Below are 17,397 nucleotides of genomic sequence, written 5' to 3' on the forward strand. Positions count from 1 at the left end.
TCTGTAAACTTTTGCTTATGAAAACCAGAACAAGAGAACTGGCAAGGCCAGGCATCTTCGGTTCGGTAGATAACCCGCAGATTGTTACGGAAAAAGACCTGCAGGAAATCGCCGAGACCTTTCCAGATGTACAGAAGGCACCGGTCACCTTCGGACATTGGCCGGATCCGACTCGGCCCAGGCTGGGAAATGTTATTGCAGTGCAGTGGGACCCCAAGGCAAAGGTGCTGACCGGCACCATCGAGGAGCAGGATGAGTTAGCCAAAGCGGTCGACGAGGGCTATTACCCTGACGTTTCTATCGGCGCCAAGCGTCGCGCCGTGGATGGCAAAATGTACTTGCATCACCTCGCCTATCTCGGCGAGGAGCCCCCTGCTATTAAGGATCTCGTCGCATCCATCAACAAGGAACTTATGCCCGACATCGCCGCTAGCGACTTTGACGGGGCTATCTCATTCCCGAGCCCGAATGCGGTATTGGTAGAACAGCGGACTGCACAAAAAGCGCCTGAGTCCACATCTGGTAAGCCAGATGTAGGCGAAGCAGATGCGCCAGCAGCTACCATCAATCTTGCCGACGCATCAAAATCCGCCGACGCGGCCCGGCGTTTAGAGGCGCAATTGCGGGCGATTAAAAAAGACGCGCTCCTTAAAGCCGCCGCAGGGCGGATACCTAAGGCAAAGGAACCGCTCCTCATTACCCTCTCGGATAGCCTTGGTGTGTCGGCATCCCTTGAGCTCTCTGATGAGGCGGGCAACAAGCGAACAGTATCGCCCATCGACCTACTCGAAGAGCTTATTCAGAGCCTCCCGCTGCCGGTGCAAGAAGGGCGGCTTGCACTTTCTGAATCAGATACAAAACCCATTGACCTTCGAGGTCTGTTAAAACACGTATAGGAGGAACCAATGAACGCAGTATTAGGCACCATTGAATATGGTGCAAATGGAGTAGTAAGTCAGGTACATCCCCCAGTGCTGAAGACCATGAAAGCAAAAGCCAATAATGGGATCCTGGCGGCGGGCCTTGTAGTCGCGAAGGATAGTAACGGCGACCTCGTTGCGTACAACCCGGGGGGCACTGCGCCAGTAAACGCCGCAGTCGGCGTACTTGTGCAGGATTGCGATACCGCCACCGACAACGCTGCGGTGGTACTCCGGCACGGCACCGTGGTGCTGAATAAGCTCAAGGTTGGATCCGGCACTCCTGGGGAAACCGATCTTGCCGCCCTCGAAGCGCTTGGTATCTTTGCCGTAGCAGGCAACTAAAAGAAGGAGACAACTATGGACCTTAAAAAATTTTTTACCCGTGAAGCGATTGTCGAAAGCCTTTCACGGCTTCCAGAACTGAAAACCCCTGTTATGGACCTGCTCTACATCGATCGGAGAAATCATCCCTTTCCGGTGGTTGGGTATAAGGATATGAACCTTCCTGCGGGCAATATCCCTGTTGTGCGCCGCGGGAGCCAGTCTTATTCCCTCGCACCTACCGGCGGCAACGTGTCAATGATTGAAGTACAGCCGGTAAATCCAAGTGTCTTTTTAAGCGCCGCAGACCTGAACAACCTCAAGCTTCTTGATCCTTCCGGGCAGCAGACTTATATCGATAACCAGATCGATAACCTTCGCCGAGCCTGTCGCGCCACTGCGGAAGCCCTTGCGGCCCAGTCTCTTACGGGCAAAATTTCTTATCCTCTCCAGGCAGACGGCGGAGCGTTCCTTACCTACGACGTTGACTACGGAACCCCCGCATCGGTGACCGTAGCAAAGAAGTGGGACGCCTCCGACGCGAAAGTCGCTGATATTATCAAGTCTCTGGGGCAGATGGTCGACGCCCTTAAGAAAACTGCCCCTGCCATGGACGTGGTATTCCTCTGCGGCTTTGACGTATACGCTACTCTGGTGGATAAAATCGGCGCACTGCCCAACAGCGCCATTGCGCAGGTGGGGGCCGACTACATCAGCATCGGCGGCGTCGCAAAGGTGCAGCTCCTCTCAGCAAACTACATCGACATCCCGACCGGCAATGCGGTAAGCGCCATCCCTGCGAAAACTATTCTCGCCATCGACCGCTCAAGCGGCTTTAAACTCATGTATGCGGCTCTGGACAACATGGACGCTGGCCTTGTCGCCATGCCCTTCTTTGCCCAGCCGGTTACCACTCAGGATCCAAGCGGTGTGAAGATCATCGGCGAATCGAAGCCACTCCCCGTGCCCAATGTAAAGGGCATCGTAAAAGCGGTTGTACTGACCTAATAAAAAGGAGTAAGTGATGGAGCTTACCGGATTTGACGACCTGCTTGAAAGCCGCGGCAGCGCGGCCACAAAAGCATACACCGCGAGCCAAGCTGTATCCGGCGCTCCCATCACTGCAGATGAGATAAAGAACCGGCTTGCTCCCAGGCTCTACGACCAACTGTCTGACGGAACCGATGAAACGGTCGTTCGGGCGAGTGAGCGGGCGGTGCTCCATGTGGCGGCTATCTATAGCCGCCTGGGGCGTACCCTCAACCTCGATGACCCGGTAAGCCGCGAAGTGGCAACCCTCTTTACGGTGTATGAACTGCACCTGGCTCTGGGAAACGAAGAAGCGGGCCGGGAATATCGGCTTAAAGCAAAAGACATGATTAATGCCGCCTACGGGGACTATCCTGAGGCAGAGAAGCCCGTGAGCGACAAGCCTGCTATTGGGGCCATCACGGTACCCGGTAAAAAGGACTGGCCATGATCGTTGATGAACTTGAAGGACGGCTAAAGAACCCGGCAATCCTCGATCGTATCGGGGGTATCGCAGTTTCATTGGTGCAAAAGAACATCGAACAAGGTTCCTGGGCGCCGAATGCGGGCCTTACTGCGGCAGTTAAGCAGGGCAACAAGCCGCTGCGAGACCGAGGACAACTCTTGTCCTCTATCACCTACAGAGCTGAGGGAAGCAAAGTCGTTGTTGGAACAAACCACCCGGCGGCGGAGCTCCTCCATAATGGCGGTACCGTGCGGCCGGTGAAAAGCAAGGCCCTGGCGATCCCTGCGGGTCCCTGGGTACGGACGATGATGCGCGGAACTGACCTGAGCCCCCGCATTTTGCTCGATCAGCTCCGTGGGTCTGGTTGGTCAATTTGGCGGCAAGGGAATGTTATCCTCGGGCGCAAGCAGAGGAGCAAAGAACCGCTCCCACTCTTTATCCTGCGGACCACCGTTACGGTTCCCGCGCGGCCCTTTATGCGACTCCCCCCGGAGTCGGTGCGGCAGTTAAGCGATGTCCTGAACCGGGAGCTTTTGGAGGGCTAAGGTGACTACGGCGGAAGCGCTTAATTTATTCGAGGCGCAACTTAAAGCAGCTTGCGCTCCTTTGGGTGTAAAGGTACTCCGGGCCCCGCTAGCAATAAAGGAGCCGGGGCTTGTAGTGCGGATCGTGCCCCGAAAGCCCTTTCCGCTTGTGCGCACCACAGGAGAGCGGGCTCAGGCTCGCAAGGCCTTATCCGTTGCCGTCCTGATCCAGAACCGCATCGACAGTGACCGGGCAATGGTTAAGTACCTGGCCCTGGCGGATCTTTTGGTTGATGTGAGCAACGAGATGACGCGGCTTGTAGAAACTACGAGCACCGTATCTGGCAGCCGTATTGTCTGGGCCACAAGCCCAGAAGAGGCGATCTTTGACGACCCCGCTGACGATAGCGTGGTATGGCTCCGTGATGAGTGGCGAGTAACAATTTACATCCCGTAAGGAGGGGATATGACAAGGCTCGATGAAATAAAAAACGCCACCGACGTCGTGGCGACGCACCGTTACGAGAACGGGCGGCTTGTGGCAACTGTATACAAGAGCTCCCTGGGCGAAGCGGAAGAGCGCTATACCCAGCGAGAGGAATCACTATACGCCGAGGGCAGCGAAGTAAGCTCCCCAGCGGAAGACAAACCTAAACGGAGGTAATTATGGCGGCGGAAATGCTTACCCTAATCGGGGACGACGCAACCATCGAAAAAGTAGAGTTTGGCACCGAACAAGTCGGTGATGGGACCAAAACCTTCGACACCCTCGCCGGAGGCACCGGCAAAGGAAAAGGAGAATGGCTTATCACCGCTAAAGCGGCAACAGGATCAATATTTGGAAGCCTTAAAGTCGGCGATCTTTTCCCCGCCGATGGGACCGAGATCCCCGCGGTAGGCGACAAGGCAAAACTCGTAACCGCGACCCCATTCCTGGATGCCACGAGTTGGACTGCGAGTTTTTCTGCAAAAGAGGTAGAGACTACTCGGCTTATCAATACCATGCAGACCTACCGCAAGGGCAAGGCTGATGCGGAGGGCGCCGTAAAAGGTATATTTACTCTCGGTGTAACCGGAGAGCCCGGCGGTCTCCTCAATCAGTTCGTTAAGATCGTAAAAAAAGACAGCAGCTCCGTGACGGTGAGCGAGATCAACTCCGCTCCGATCTACATCCGGGGTGTTATCCGCAACACCAACAAGAGCGGCGAGACCCTGGCTTTCCTCTTTGCCCAGATTGAGCTGTATGGCGTCAACCTCGGAGCAGAATCTGGCAACAAGCAGGAGTACAGCTCCAAGTTCCGCTTTGTATCGGATCCTGTCTACTACGAACGAACCATTTAACTAAGGAGTAGCTATGGAACTTGATTTTAGCTCTAAACTAACCTACGTTCCCAAATTTAATGGCAATAGAGAAGCCTCGGCCGCTGAACAATTTACCGTCGTGTATCGAAATCCAACCCCAGCACTAAAGTCCCGCCTCCTTCCGCGACCTGAGCTCCGCTTCCGTATCGACAACGAGGGCCGGGTTGCAGGTGGCGAGACCATTGTATCTCAAGACCGCAAAGCAATTATCGACGGCATGCTTGTACGCATCGATGGCCTCTCCTACAAGCTTGACGGCGAAACAAAACTGATTACCGACGCCAAGACGCTCTGGGAGGCTCCTATCGTGTTCGACGAGCTTATCGATGAGCTCGCTGATCACTTTAGAAACGAACTTGAAAAGAAGGTAGATCAAAAAAACTGAGAATCGCTTACCGTCTCTTCAGGGACGGTAAGCATCAAGCAAAAGTGCGGCCGGAACGGCTCGACGCTCCGCTTTCTACCGGCGTCACCGATCCGGCTACCGGGGAGCCCGTGTTTATCACCTACCGGGAGATCCCTAAATATGTAAACGATGAGTTTTTCCAGGCCTATAGCTGGTATGCGCTGGTAAAACTCCTTGAGTATCCGCCCTATCCCGGCGGATGGATGGACTGGCCGGCAGTGGCGGTCGATGTGCTTGCGGCCTTTACCCTTGAGCAGAATCTTATGGAGCAGGAAGCCCTGGCAGAAAAGAAATGACCGAAGAAAAACTCCGACTTGAAATACAAATCGAAGTCCAGAAAGCCCTGGCCAGTCTCAAGCAAACGCAGACAGACATTAAAAAACTGTCCCAGGACGTTAAAAGCCTGGGACCTTCTACCGAACAGACCAAGGCAATAATTGCCAATCTTAATAAAGAAATTCAGTCATCCGCCCAGTTTGCCCGTCTTATGGGAAACGAAGCACAGGGTCTTAAAGAAAAACAGCAAGCCCTGCAGGCAGCGATGCGTCAGCTTATCGACCAGGGCCTGGATCCCCAATCTGAACAGCTCCAAGACTTAAAGCGCCAGTATGATGAAACTGGCGAAAAGCTTGAAAATATGGGGGAAGGGGCTAACGCACTAGAAGCAAAACTCATGAAGCTTGCCGAATCGGGGACCTTTGCCATCATGGCAAAGCAGGTTGCCCAGTTTGCGGCAGCGTCTGTCACCGCCTTTGCAGAAGCCGAGCAGTCCGCTAAGCGCCTCGAGATGGCCATGGCAATGCGTGGCTCCGCTGACGGCGCAGAACGGATTGCTAAGTTTGCCTCAGAGCTGCAAACCCTCACAGGAGCAAGCGACGATTACGTAAAGCAGCTCGCCGCCGAGCTTGCTATGCAGGGCAAAAGCGAATCGCAGATAAAGCAGATCCTTACCGTTGCGGCAGACCTATCAGCGGTGACGGGACAAGACCTCGCATCCAGCGTCCAGGAACTCACCGGCACCCTCTCTGGTATGGTTGGCCACATAGGCAGGTCTATTCCGCAACTTAAAGACCTCACCGAGGAAGAGCTCAAGGCGGGCAAGGCTATTGAAATTGTAGGGCGGCTCTATGCCGGCTCCGCACAGACCATGAGCAGCACCAGCGCCGTTGCATTTAAGCGCATGAAGGAAACAGTAGGAGACCTATCAGAGGCGATCGGCGAAGTGCTTGCCCCAGTCTTTACCCTTGCTGCAAATGCGGTTACCACCCTCGCAGGAGCAATGGCCAATGCGGGGCCTGTAGTAAAGATGGTCATGGGAGGAGCAGTAGCAGCTTTGGCTGCGGGTCTTGCAGCATTGGCCATAAAAGCGGGCATCGCTGCCGCTGCTCAGTGGACCCACTTTGCAGCACTCCAGGCTGTAAATGCCGCAATGGCCGTTACCAACCCTCTGCTTATCGCTGGTATCGCTGCTGCTACCGCTGCGGCTGTCGCCGTTACCGCGTACGCCGTATCGCAGGCTAATGCTGCCAAGGCAACCTCCTCCGGGATTGATGCCCACAATACCGCCGCAAAAAGTTTTGACGCCACCGCCACTGCCGTAGACCGGGCAAAAAAAGCCCTCGAAGCATACAAGAACAGCCTTAAGGATAAATCTATTGCCGAGCTCCAGGCAACCATGGCCACCCTCCAGGGCCAGCTTGTGGATTATCACTCCAAAGCCGCTTACTCCCGCTACTACATGGAGGCCATAGCGGATACCCAGAACCAAATCAAAGTCGTCGAAGCCCTCTTGCAGCAGAAGAAGGATGAGGTTGCCAGCAAGTGGAAGCAGCAATGGGCCGAAACCTATCAACAGTTCCAGGCCCAGCAGAGCGGCGACCCCTATGCAGAAATCGAGCTGGAGCGGAAGAAAAAGCTCGAAGACGCTGCCCAAGCCTATATCGGTAAGGCAAACAAGGAAACCATCGACCAGATAAACACCTACTACGATGCCGAGCGTCGTAAAGTAGCCCAGTCCATTGCCCTTGCAGAACGGGAGCAACTCGCAAAAATCACCGAGACCCGAATTGACGACCTCGAGCTTGAGCGGGATAAGACTCTTGCATCCTTCCGGGGCACCGAAGAAGCCCGCTCACAAATTGCTGCATACTATGAACGCCTTATTACCCAGACAAAACAGGATGAGGCAAAGAAAGCCGCTCAGGCAGCACAAGAAAGTACACTGAAAAACGCAGAATTTGAAGCGTCACTTACTGAGAGTCGTGTTGATGATCTTAAAGTAGAGATGCAACGGAGGCTCGCGTCTTTTGAAGGAACGGAAGAGCAAAAAGCACAACTTGCCGCTTGGTATGCTAAAAAAATCAGTGAAACTGAGCAAGACGAGGCCAAAAAAGCTGCCGATGCCCGCATCAAAGCGATGAAAGAAGCCTTTGAGCAACAAAAAGCCATGGCGCTCCAGAATAAGGATTGGTTTGGCTATGCCAGCGCCGTGGTGCAGGAAAAGGCCGCTAGCGCGGAAGTTGGAAAAATGGCGGGCTTTGCAGGCGGGTTTGCCGCAAACCCAGTACTAATACTCATCGAAGCGGCCGCTGACTTCGTGCTTTCTATCGAGAATGTAACAAAAGTTCTTAATCCCTTCAAAACTATTTTTGAAGGCGCTCGAACACTTTTGGAGCCCCTTATAAACGATGCATTACAGCCCCTGGTGGATCTCCTTACCGATGTGGGCGAGATACTCGCACAGGTGCTCGCCCCTATCATCAGCAGTCTCGCCATAGGCCTGCGGCTCTTTGCAGCGGTTTTGCAGGTAGCGCAATTGCCGATTAAGTTTCTGGGACAGGCCCTTGCCTGGCTCAATGATAGGGTCATTGTCCCGGTTGGGAACGCTATCATCGACCTCATCAATGGGGTTATTGGGGCCATAAACTGGGCCCTTGGCTGGGCAGGGGTTAATATCAGCTACATTGAGCGCCTCAAAACAACCACAGAAATTGCTGAGCAAGAAGCGATTATAAAAAAGAAAATGGAGGAAATCTCCGACCAGATGCAGGCCCTCCGGGACGACTTTTCCCGCCGACGGCAGGAAATAAACGACGCATACCAGAAAAACCTGTCGAGTCTGCGAAAACTCCTTGAAATTGGCGCCTTAGGAGAAGAGGAGTACGCCCGCCGGGTAACGACCCTCAATGTCCAGAAAGAACAGGCAATCGCGTTACTCGATCAAACCGAAAAGAGCCAGCTCACGGAGCTTCAGAAAATCTACGACCAGCTCAGCAAGGGAATCAATGTATACACCCAGAACGGCAGTGCCCCATCCTCATCAAGCAGTGCCCCGAATCCTAATAATACGAGTGCTCTCCAGGATGCCGCAATTGGTGCGGTCTCTGGAGCCGCAGTAGGGGCAGGCATTGGAAGTATCATTCCGGGTATTGGAACGGCAATTGGCGCGGCTGTTGGCGGCGTCGTTGGTACCATCGGTGGGGCTATTGGTGGTCTCTTTGGCTGGTGGGACGTTGGAGCTGTCGAGTTGCCACAGGATATGGCCGGTGTAGTGCACAAAGGCGAAATGATCGTCCCCGCAACCTTTGCTGAGGGTATCCGCTCTGGAAAACTCACGCTCGGATCAGGGGTATCCTCAGGGAGAGCTGAGGTCTACAACATCACCGTCAACGTAGAAGGCTCTGTAAAAACCGAATCAGACCTTGTGGACTCTATTGCCCTTGCGCTGGCTAAAAAACGATCTCGCAACTTACTACCCGCAGGAGTCTAGCATGACCACTGTAGCGCTCAATCTAATAACCAACGGTCAAAGTTACGATTTTTCCAACCTCGTCCGCACTTACGAGTCCTTTGATAGGGCCTGCAGCGAAGACTTCCGTCATGCCGTGAGCACCAGATCGCTCACTCTGGTATATACTCCTCAGCTCCTATCTATCTTGAGCCAGGGTAATGTCCTTGCAGAAATCGACGTGAACGGACAACGGGATTTCACAGGCCGGCTTGCTCCATCCTCATTGCAAACCAGGTCATATGGCGCAGCCTTGAGTGGTGCTGATATCGAAGATATCTCGGTTGAGTTTGAAGACAAAACCTATCTGCTTGAGCGTCAGCTGACAAGCGCCGATGGCCTTGTTGTCGAGAACGCTATCGTATGCGATGCATCCCAGCCAGAAAAGAGCTGCGTGCACTGCCTCTTAAACCTTGCTGGTCTTGAGGCAATAAATCCTCCTCCCATTGCCACGACGCTGCTCGCCTTTGCCCCGGACCCAGGCCAGACTATCCTTGATATACTCGATACGTTTCTCTATGAATATGGCTATACTTTTACTTTTGATCCTTACGGACGAATTAAGATAATCAAAATCATATACGATAACCCTGCCCCGGAGCTAACGCTTACTGAACACGACATCAAAGCCCCACTGGAAATCGAAAAACTCTATTCCGAATACGATAGCGTCGAGGTTTCGTACTACCCGCTCAAATACAAAGAGCGGGTACTTCTCTACATGGCAGATCTTCCATTCAGCGACAACGGACTACGTTCAGGGTGGCCAATCCAGCCTGGGTACCTCTGGCCAGAAGAAGCAAACGTCCAGGATACCTGGTTCGAATACACCGACAAAGCCATCGGCAGCAAGCTCGACCTCAAGGGTAACGTGGTCGTCAACAAAGACTTTACCTCGATCGTGATGACAAAGAATCATGCGGTAGAGGAAAAAACCGATCCTGGAGTTCAAAAAATTTTACAGGTATTCGAAAACAAACGGTGTCGTTTGGCATATAGAAACAATTCGAACTACTCAAAAAATATTTATTATTGCAATGTATACGGGGATGTGGTTTATCGTGGAGCGAAAATAACCGTATCTGATTTAGATCCAAGTTCAAAGACCTATAAATACGATGCAGAATATGTCCATGATAGCCAAATAGCCCGCGTTTTTTTTGCGTTTATAAAAACAAAACTAAAAGCCCAATGCTGGCGGTTTAAATTTAAGTCCGATTGTAATTACTCGGTAGGAGCTATTATAGAAATAAACGACCCCTATTCAGAAATCTACCCTGTTTTACTACTCACCGAGAAAACATTCAATGCAGAGACCGAGGAGTTTTCTTACAAATGCATAGCGATATCAGTGCCAATTATTGGAACCATTACTGAAAGTGCAAATCAAACACAAGAGCCGCCATCATATACACAGAATGAAGAAACCGCAATAAGCAGCGCAAGGATTGAAGTATCAAAAGAATCGTTTTCGGTGTTAAGCGATTGGAATGGTAACGTCCAAGAGTGGAATGACCTGGAATTTACTTTTTATGTAAAGGTTAATAATGCTGACGATACGCAAAACTGGGATTTGTTAATCTCAAGTTCTGGGGTTTTATTTGATTTAATAGAAAAAAAGGTTGTTGTAACCGCATTGACCGAATTTGTCGGGAAAATTGAAATCATAGCGCAATATAAATACACCTACACGCTGTCTCCCCTCTATAAACGATTCGGAGAAGGGAAATTTGGCGAAGGGAAGTTTTATAAACCATATCGCCTATATAAAGCAGTAAATTTTACCAAAGTCGCACCAATCGATAAACTTGAATTTAAAGATATATTAAACAGGACTGTCGCGGTAAATCCACAAAAAGGATTGTTAGTATTAGATGCTCAAGGTAAAATTATACATGACATTCCCGATCAGCAGATCGCTGAAGGTGAATACTACATGGGCCACATGGTCTGGTGGCAAGATCCCGCTGTGACCTTGTTTAATGGCGCTGTCCAGGCAGACCAGTGGTATACTGTAAATATCGCAAAACGGTCTTATACAAACATCAAGGGTGTTATATTAGATGTTTACGGATCTTATAATCCTGACGTATTGGCCGCTTATGCATCAACGAGAGTTGCGTTTAGGCCATATGGGTCAAACCTTGGAATAGACGATTGCTTTACTCCTTACGTATCTATGCAGTTTCATACAAACTATCTTGATTTTTTAAGGTCGAGCATGATGATTATCATTCCGGTCGGTTTTAATCTTGGCAATTTATCGTTTCAATTCTATCCTGGTGTTGCGCTTGGTTTATTATATATAGGCCAGAGAGGAATTTTAATATGACTTTAGCCGTTATCATGTTAGCGTTTATATTTGCATCTTGCAACATTGCGCCCATGACTGCGCCAGAGCGGATCCCTGCGCCAGAAGAGGTTCGGTTGCAGGCTCTTGATTATGCTCGACAATACATCAGCCTTGGTGCAGAATACGAGTGGGGCGGCCAGGATCCCCTACCGCGCAAGATTGTTGTTGACTGTTCCGGTCTTGTTATTCGTTGCTATGCATATGCTACATCAGATTATGGATATTCATTGTCGTTTACAGATACTACCGCAGCAGGGATGCGGCAATATTCTATTGGCCTCAGTAAGCAAGATTTGCAGCCCGGCGATTTATTATTCATGGGGACTGATGGGGCTGTATCCCACATAGCATTGTTTGTTAAGATTGAAAACGGGAATATCTATTTTATAGATTCGACGTACAAGCCAGAAGAAGGTATAAACGGAGTTACAGAACGATTCTACAGTGAGACCGATTCTCATTTTATTGCTTTTGGGAGAATGTTGGTGCAGAAGCTATGAGAAAGCCTGTTTACAAAATTGATACAAAAGAAATAAATGGGAAAAAGTATCTAATAGGCTACCAGTTGGTTGGAGAAGCGGACGAACCAAAGTCGGAGATTGCCGGAGAAAATTTATTCGGTGGCGAACTTCCGCGCGAGCTGTTTGATAATTATTTGCAGCCGATGCATTGTTTTGATGATTTTGGAGCTATCGTTAAAAACCCGCTACCTGCCCCGGAAAAAGTCTTGCTTGAAAGAGAGCTAAAGTCTTTAAACGATTTTCTTAATAGTACCGATTGGTACATTATTCGTCTAATTGAAAGGGGGGGGCCTGTCCCCGAAGAGGTATCAAAAAATCGTTCCCGCGCAATAAACAGAATAAATGAAATCAAAGCCTTGTTAGAAAAACTATAACGCGCCTGTCCTGGTTTCAAGCGCCAGCTATGTTTTAAATATATCCTTTCACCAGGAGGAAAAGATGAAAGGAATACCTGAGAATCTGCAAACAAGGCAGGATTGGCTCAATGCGTATCAGTACGCATTAGACCACTTCGAAGCTAAACGTAATTTTAAACATCGCCTTGAGATGCTTTTACAAAGCAGGTCTGTAAAAGTGTTAAAAAACGATGTTCGAAAAAGCCCAGAAGAACTTTCTCCCAAAGATTTTGAAGACCAAGAGGACCCCCGCTCCCCGTTTTTTCTTTCCGGCCTTTCTGAGTCGGAAATAAAATCTATGTTAGAAAAACTATAAAGGAGCTCATATGTCATTATATCGCGTAAAAGATTATGTAGATGACGCCTCTGTTTCCTGGTTTGCTTTGTTTCATGACGTTAAATCTCCTGGCAAGAGCTTTCTTGAAAAGAAAAACCCATTCTCTTATGACGAAAACAAAATTGTTGTTAAAAAAGATACGGTCATATCCCTTCTTAATGACGAATGGAAGATCTTTACTGTAAAGCAAGATGTTGAATTAAGCGCTGCAGATCTTGATGAAGGAACGTTTCAGGTTGGAGTTGATTATTATGTATATCTCTGTGACAATAACGGTGATGGTATCTTTTTGATTAGTGCTAATGCAACTTGCCCATCTGGCTATAATGCTTCCTCGTCCAGAAAAATTGGCGGTTTCCATTATGGCCACATTCGCAAAGTTTCCTCAGACGGGCTATGGATCCCGATTGATGGCGCAGGGGTAAAATTTGGGTCTGGATCGCCTAATTGGAAAGACAATGTGACTGTCGGCATAATTCCAAATAGCGTCTGGGATCTAAAAAACAGACCGCTCTGTAGCCCCGAAGGAATGGTAAAGGTTGGCCGCATCTGGGTTGATATCTATTTGTCGAGTGCTGCAGAGCCAATATCTTTAGAAAGCGGAACGGCGGGGCTGCACATTGCATCTGGCCGATTGCAATCAAAATATGGGCAAGTCCCTGTTTCTGGAACCGAAGGCTTGAACTGGTACTGTTTTCAGGAACTTGCTAGTCGTGCAGGGAAAAGACTCTTGACTTATGGAGAGTGGATACAGGCCGCGTTTGGCAATCCGCAGGGGCTCGATGGAGCGGATACATATGGATGGACAAAAACGAGTAATAATGGCAGGACTCGGACGGGGTGTCAGATAAACACGTCTAATGGCGCTTTCGATCCATCAGGAGGCGTAAAGCCTGCAGCAATCAGCGCGTACAACTGCGTGGACTGCGTGGGAAACCTAGAGGAGTGGCTGGACGAAATGTCCATCCGGCAAGACTCTACATCTTGGGCCTTGCAGAATGTGTTAGGATCCGGGAAAGGCCAGGCGTATTTGCCGAATGGTTTTGGGTGCGTTGCATTTATTGCTGGCGCGGACTTGGGCGGTGGCGTCCGTGCGGGGGCTCGGGCGGTGAACGTGTTCCACTCTCCGTGGAACTTGAACACGCGCATAGGGTCGCGCCTGGCCTGTGACAGTCTGTAATCTGTTATCTGGAGATCTGTTTTGTCTGGTACAGATAGACATGAAAAAACAGCTAAAAACACAATAAAACACTGTTTATTCTCATTTCATGTGTATATTTTTCTCAATTCGGTTGTATTGTTACACCCAACCTTTTCTCCTGTTGTCGGATCGGTAATGAGCATAGTAGTCTCCCCAGGGGGCGGATTTTTACCGCCAAACACTATGGTTTCCTTGCTTGCCATACGGATGTAGTAATTAAAGTAACCAATAAGTAATTCCGGATCCTGAGGACTCTTTTTTTCCCATTGTTCTAAATGTTTTTTTAGTTCCTGAATTTTGTTAGCCTGCAGTAATTGCAGATAGGTACTTTTATCATCTGCAAAAAGAGATACCATAGAGAGAACGATAAGAAACGCAATCAAACATTTTTGCTTCATTTTATTGCTCCTAAGTACATTTATAACTCAATTTTTCAAAAAAAAAACATGAAAAATCATAATATTAATGCTCTGAAAGATCAAAAAGAGTAGTATTGAATTTGTAGTCTGCTACATAGGCTGCAAGCCGTTCTCGTCTATCTTTCCTGACACTGAGTACAAGTTCATAGGGACTGCCAGCAGCGGCAATGTATTCCACAAAACCCATCAACTGGGTAAAAAGGGGCCATAATCCCCGGTTTTCATCCAGTTCCAGTTTGCCCATTTCATCAACATATACATAAATTGATTGGTAAGGTTCATGATTTTTCAATGCTGGTACCAGCCAATGAGCAAGGTTTTCAAAGGCCCCAGGATCGAATAGGTAAGGACCAAGCAGTATAGGATCTGATACCTTAAAGTCGCAAGACGACGCAGGCTCGCCCCTTTCGAGACTCGGCGAATCAGCCGAATGAAGCAGCTCGCTCGATCTGCAGAGGGCCTGTCTAAAAAAAGATGGCCCCGTCGCTTTAGTCCAATAAAAGGCTTCCAGGTCAAAGCCCAGCGCCCTGCCGTCATGCTTCCGGCCAGTCTGGACCTGGGACACCATAATAAATAGGGAAAAGACGAAAGCAGGCGATTCCATCAGGTTGATGAACGAACGGAAGGCGTTCTGCCTGAGCTGTGTCGTTTTTCCAGAACCGGGGCTGCCAGTGATAAGCCGGACGGAAGAAGGCCTGGCCCCTGGTGCAGGTTGTGGGGCAGGTTCTGGTGCAGCTGTTGGCGCAGCATCCTGTGCTGCCGTTTGCTGAATAACTTGTTGCTGTGACTTTTTTCCAAGATACGCGAGGGCGCTTATATATGATTCCAGGGTGTCCACATCAAAAACAACTGCCTGATCTTCAGTATCAACACTGAAGACCTGACATTGGTGAAGCACAGGCTTAAGAGAATCTCCATCAGAGGCTGACTGTATAAGGGGAATTGCCGCTTGAGAAAACAGCACCGGATGGCCCGGCTGGTTTGGCGGGAGATAGATGGGACGTATGGCAATGGCATCCTTGGGGCAGTGTTCTAAGGGCCTATGAGTAAAGATAGTTTTATACCACTGGGGGCCAATGAGGGGCATGTCTGCATGGGCAACAAAAAACCAGGGGCTTTTAACATAGGGAAGCCCCGCCTTAATCGATGAAACCATGCCTTGATCCCACTGTTCATTACGAACAACGCGGACATACGGCCATCCTGCAAAACGTTTTTTCAATTCTTCGCCCCGAAAACCGGCGACCAGGATGACCCGGCATCCGGCAGCAAGGGCAGAGAAAACCGCTGCGTCAGCCAGCCAGCTTTCCTGAGGCTGGCCAGCCGGCAACACCGGCAGTTGGGTTACACCAGAGTAAACGCCAGAGTCAACAGAGGGCTGGCTAGAGCGGAACCAGGGGAGGCTGAGCTTCCATTCTCCAATACGACGGGAAGCCCCGGCGGCGCAGATAATACAGTCCGCAAATTGGTTGCCTTTTTCAAATTCGTCATTCATACTGGTAGTTCCACTGTATCATAGGAGAGGAGTAAAAACCATGAAAATAGCACGAATATACAACGACGCCGCAGGGGAGTCCCACTACGAAGACATCGAGGTACCCTATACGACATCGAACCAATTAGGGAAAATGTCGGACCCTATAGTGGTTACTTCTATGATTTTACGGGAAAATGAACCTGGCTACGATTATGACTGGCACACTGCGCCTCGCAGGCAATACATTGTCATGCTTACAGGCCTCGTTGAAATTCAGGTTTCCGACGGTGAAACACGGACCTTCGGGCCTGGAGAAATAGTGCTGGTGGAAGACACCACCGGCAAGGGCCACAAGTCTCGTTCACCCGATGGCAAGCCCCGAAAGTCGATTTTCCTCCCCCTGCCATAATAAGGCGCCGCTGCCCTTGTGTTACGAGACAGCCCAGCAGTCAAGATCTCAAAAACAAGAAAAGGGACTGTACTGCCTTACGGCAACCGTAAGTGTGGAGTACAGCCCCCTAGGCATCACGACGTTCTGTCAGACAAGCTAGCGCTGTCCGACATCAGCCCTCTGAACCAGTTGCATCCTTCGGGCGGAGAATCAGGTTTAATACAACGCCGAAAATAGCAGACAAGCCCAGGCCGGAGAGGTTGATCGGGCCGAGCTTGAAGGTAGCGCCGCCGAGACCAAGGACGAGCATGGTGGCGGTAATAATCAGCACCTTGGGATTGGAAAGGTTAACCTTCGCATCTACCATGTTCTTGATACCGATGGAGGAAATCATACCGAAGAGCAGGATAGAAATGCCGCCAATTACCGGAGCGGGAATCGTACCGATAAGAGCGGTAAATTTGGGAACCAAGGAGAGGAGAATTGCGAAGATCGCGGCTATTCTCATGATGATGGGGTTGAACGCACCGGTAAGAGCTACTGCACCGGTATTTTCCGAATAGGTGGTATTTGCAGGACCGCCGATTAGGGCAGCGAGGGATGTTGCAAGTCCGTCACCGATCAGGGTCCGATGAATGCCGGGATCCTTTATAAAGTCCTTGCCGACCACATTGCCGATAGCTAGGATATCCCCGAAATGCTCGACCATGGTTACTATCGCGATAGGCACCATAATAGAAATGGCTGAGGCGGAGAATTTGGGCAAGCTGAATTTCGGAATACCGATCCATGCAGCTTCGCCGACCGACTTAAAGTCTACAATACCGATAATGATAGACAGAATGTAACCCGCAATAAGCGCAATGAGAACCGGGAGGTTTGATGCAAATTTCCATCCAAATTTCGGGAATGCGATTTTTACAAATACGCCGACCGCAAAGGTAAAGAGCGATATAGCCCAGCAGCCATTGGTTCCAATTGCATCGGCGATAGCCTTGGCATTGGTGCCATTGGCATTCTGTACAGCCACCGGAGCAAGAATCATACCGATGAGTATGATCATTGGACCGGTCACATGGGGTGGCAGAATCTTGTGGAGATTATCATAGGAGACAAACTTAAAGATAATTGCCACTACCACATAGAGCAAACCGGCGATAACAATACCCCCAAGGGCATAGGGAATCCCTTCGCTTGCTCCGACTGCAATAATGCCAGGAATAAAAGCAAAGGAGCTTCCGAGGAATACCGGTACCTTAAAGCCGGTTACGATATGGAACAGCAAGGTTCCGATACCGGCGGCAAAGAGGGTTACGCCAACATCCAGCCCCGTCAAAATAGGGACCAAAACTGTTGCGCCAAACATTACGAACGTGTGCTGCAAGCCGAGAATCACGTTCCTTCCGGAGAGGTCTTTTTCTGCCATATAGCCTCCTTTTTACCATGTTTCCCGGTTCACCTTCTCCGAAGGCATCCGGGATACAA

The 17,397-nt window shown here is 50.1% G+C and carries 20 protein-coding genes; 17 read left to right on the top strand and 3 right to left on the bottom strand.

Annotated elements, in window-relative coordinates; genetic code table 11:
- Positions 1 to 17: 17 nt before the first annotated feature.
- From Q7P68_RS03955 to Q7P68_RS04030, 16 genes are all read left to right on the top strand, one after another.
- Positions 18 to 896: a hypothetical protein gene (locus Q7P68_RS03955; protein ID WP_304223107.1), complete on the top strand. Its 879-nt coding sequence runs from the start codon at positions 18 to 20 to the stop codon at positions 894 to 896.
- 9 nt (positions 897 to 905) lie between these two features.
- Positions 906 to 1,265, top strand: a complete 360-nt coding sequence (locus Q7P68_RS03960) for a head decoration protein (RefSeq protein WP_304223109.1) — start codon at positions 906 to 908, stop codon at positions 1,263 to 1,265.
- Positions 1,266 to 1,280: 15 nt separating this feature from the next.
- Positions 1,281 to 2,252, top strand: a complete 972-nt coding sequence (locus Q7P68_RS03965) for a major capsid protein (RefSeq protein WP_304223112.1) — start codon at positions 1,281 to 1,283, stop codon at positions 2,250 to 2,252.
- A 16-nt stretch (positions 2,253 to 2,268) separates the two neighbouring features.
- Positions 2,269 to 2,724, top strand: a complete 456-nt coding sequence (locus Q7P68_RS03970) for a hypothetical protein (protein WP_304223114.1) — start codon at positions 2,269 to 2,271, stop codon at positions 2,722 to 2,724.
- On the top strand, positions 2,721 to 3,284 hold the full coding sequence (locus Q7P68_RS03975) for a phage virion morphogenesis protein (protein ID WP_304223116.1): 564 nt from the start codon (positions 2,721 to 2,723) through the stop codon (positions 3,282 to 3,284). Before Q7P68_RS03970 ends, Q7P68_RS03975 begins: the two co-directional genes overlap by 4 nt.
- Position 3,285: 1 nt before the next feature.
- Complete coding sequence (locus tag Q7P68_RS03980; RefSeq protein ID WP_304223119.1) at positions 3,286 to 3,720, top strand: hypothetical protein; 435 nt, start codon at positions 3,286 to 3,288, stop codon at positions 3,718 to 3,720.
- Between the two features lie 9 nt (positions 3,721 to 3,729).
- Positions 3,730 to 3,927 carry a hypothetical protein gene (locus tag Q7P68_RS03985; protein WP_304223121.1) on the top strand — a complete coding sequence of 66 codons (198 nt, stop codon included), beginning with the start codon at positions 3,730 to 3,732 and terminating at the stop codon, positions 3,925 to 3,927.
- A 2-nt stretch (positions 3,928 to 3,929) separates the two neighbouring features.
- Complete coding sequence (locus tag Q7P68_RS03990) at positions 3,930 to 4,604, top strand: hypothetical protein (protein ID WP_304223123.1); 675 nt, start codon at positions 3,930 to 3,932, stop codon at positions 4,602 to 4,604.
- 13 nt (positions 4,605 to 4,617) lie between these two features.
- Positions 4,618 to 5,010 (top strand): hypothetical protein, encoded by a 393-nt coding sequence (locus tag Q7P68_RS03995; protein WP_304223125.1) that lies wholly within the window; start codon positions 4,618 to 4,620, stop codon positions 5,008 to 5,010.
- 44 nt (positions 5,011 to 5,054) lie between these two features.
- Positions 5,055 to 5,327 carry a hypothetical protein gene (locus Q7P68_RS04000; RefSeq protein WP_304223127.1) on the top strand — a complete coding sequence of 91 codons (273 nt, stop codon included), beginning with the start codon at positions 5,055 to 5,057 and terminating at the stop codon, positions 5,325 to 5,327.
- Entirely contained in the window at positions 5,324 to 8,800 is a 3,477-nt protein-coding gene (locus tag Q7P68_RS04005; protein WP_304223129.1) for a hypothetical protein, read from the top strand. The genes Q7P68_RS04000 and Q7P68_RS04005 overlap by 4 nt, the downstream gene beginning before the upstream one ends.
- Position 8,801: 1 nt before the next feature.
- Complete coding sequence (locus Q7P68_RS04010) at positions 8,802 to 11,150, top strand: hypothetical protein (protein WP_304223131.1); 2,349 nt, start codon at positions 8,802 to 8,804, stop codon at positions 11,148 to 11,150.
- Complete coding sequence (locus tag Q7P68_RS04015) at positions 11,147 to 11,671, top strand: C40 family peptidase (protein ID WP_304223132.1); 525 nt, start codon at positions 11,147 to 11,149, stop codon at positions 11,669 to 11,671. The genes Q7P68_RS04010 and Q7P68_RS04015 overlap by 4 nt, the downstream gene beginning before the upstream one ends.
- Entirely contained in the window at positions 11,668 to 12,066 is a 399-nt protein-coding gene (locus Q7P68_RS04020; RefSeq protein ID WP_304223135.1) for a hypothetical protein, read from the top strand. Before Q7P68_RS04015 ends, Q7P68_RS04020 begins: the two co-directional genes overlap by 4 nt.
- 64 nt (positions 12,067 to 12,130) lie before the next feature.
- Complete coding sequence (locus Q7P68_RS04025; RefSeq protein WP_304223138.1) at positions 12,131 to 12,403, top strand: hypothetical protein; 273 nt, start codon at positions 12,131 to 12,133, stop codon at positions 12,401 to 12,403.
- Positions 12,404 to 12,413: 10 nt separating this feature from the next.
- The gene (locus tag Q7P68_RS04030) at positions 12,414 to 13,604 is read left to right on the top strand and encodes a phage major tropism determinant (protein WP_304223141.1); all 1,191 of its coding nucleotides are present in this window, start codon (positions 12,414 to 12,416) and stop codon (positions 13,602 to 13,604) included.
- A gap of 86 nt (positions 13,605 to 13,690) precedes the next feature.
- Here Q7P68_RS04030 and Q7P68_RS04035 read toward each other — a convergent pair whose 3' ends face one another.
- Complete coding sequence (locus tag Q7P68_RS04035) at positions 13,691 to 14,023, bottom strand: hypothetical protein (protein WP_304223143.1); 333 nt, start codon at positions 14,021 to 14,023, stop codon at positions 13,691 to 13,693.
- 64 nt (positions 14,024 to 14,087) lie between these two features.
- Positions 14,088 to 15,539: an NTP transferase domain-containing protein gene (locus tag Q7P68_RS04040; protein WP_304223145.1), complete on the bottom strand. Its 1,452-nt coding sequence runs from the start codon at positions 15,537 to 15,539 to the stop codon at positions 14,088 to 14,090.
- A gap of 40 nt (positions 15,540 to 15,579) precedes the next feature.
- Here Q7P68_RS04040 and Q7P68_RS04045 point away from each other — a divergent pair, with 40 nt between their 5' ends.
- Entirely contained in the window at positions 15,580 to 15,930 is a 351-nt protein-coding gene (locus Q7P68_RS04045; RefSeq protein ID WP_304223148.1) for a cupin domain-containing protein, read from the top strand.
- Positions 15,931 to 16,084: 154 nt separating this feature from the next.
- On the opposite strand, the gene Q7P68_RS04050 is transcribed toward Q7P68_RS04045, so the two are convergent.
- Positions 16,085 to 17,338 carry a uracil-xanthine permease family protein gene (locus Q7P68_RS04050; RefSeq protein WP_304223150.1) on the bottom strand — a complete coding sequence of 418 codons (1,254 nt, stop codon included), beginning with the start codon at positions 17,336 to 17,338 and terminating at the stop codon, positions 16,085 to 16,087.
- Positions 17,339 to 17,397: the final 59 nt, after the last annotated feature.

The organism is Gracilinema caldarium (assembly GCF_029265695.1).
GTDB lineage: Bacteria > Spirochaetota > Spirochaetia > Treponematales > Breznakiellaceae > Gracilinema > Gracilinema caldarium_A.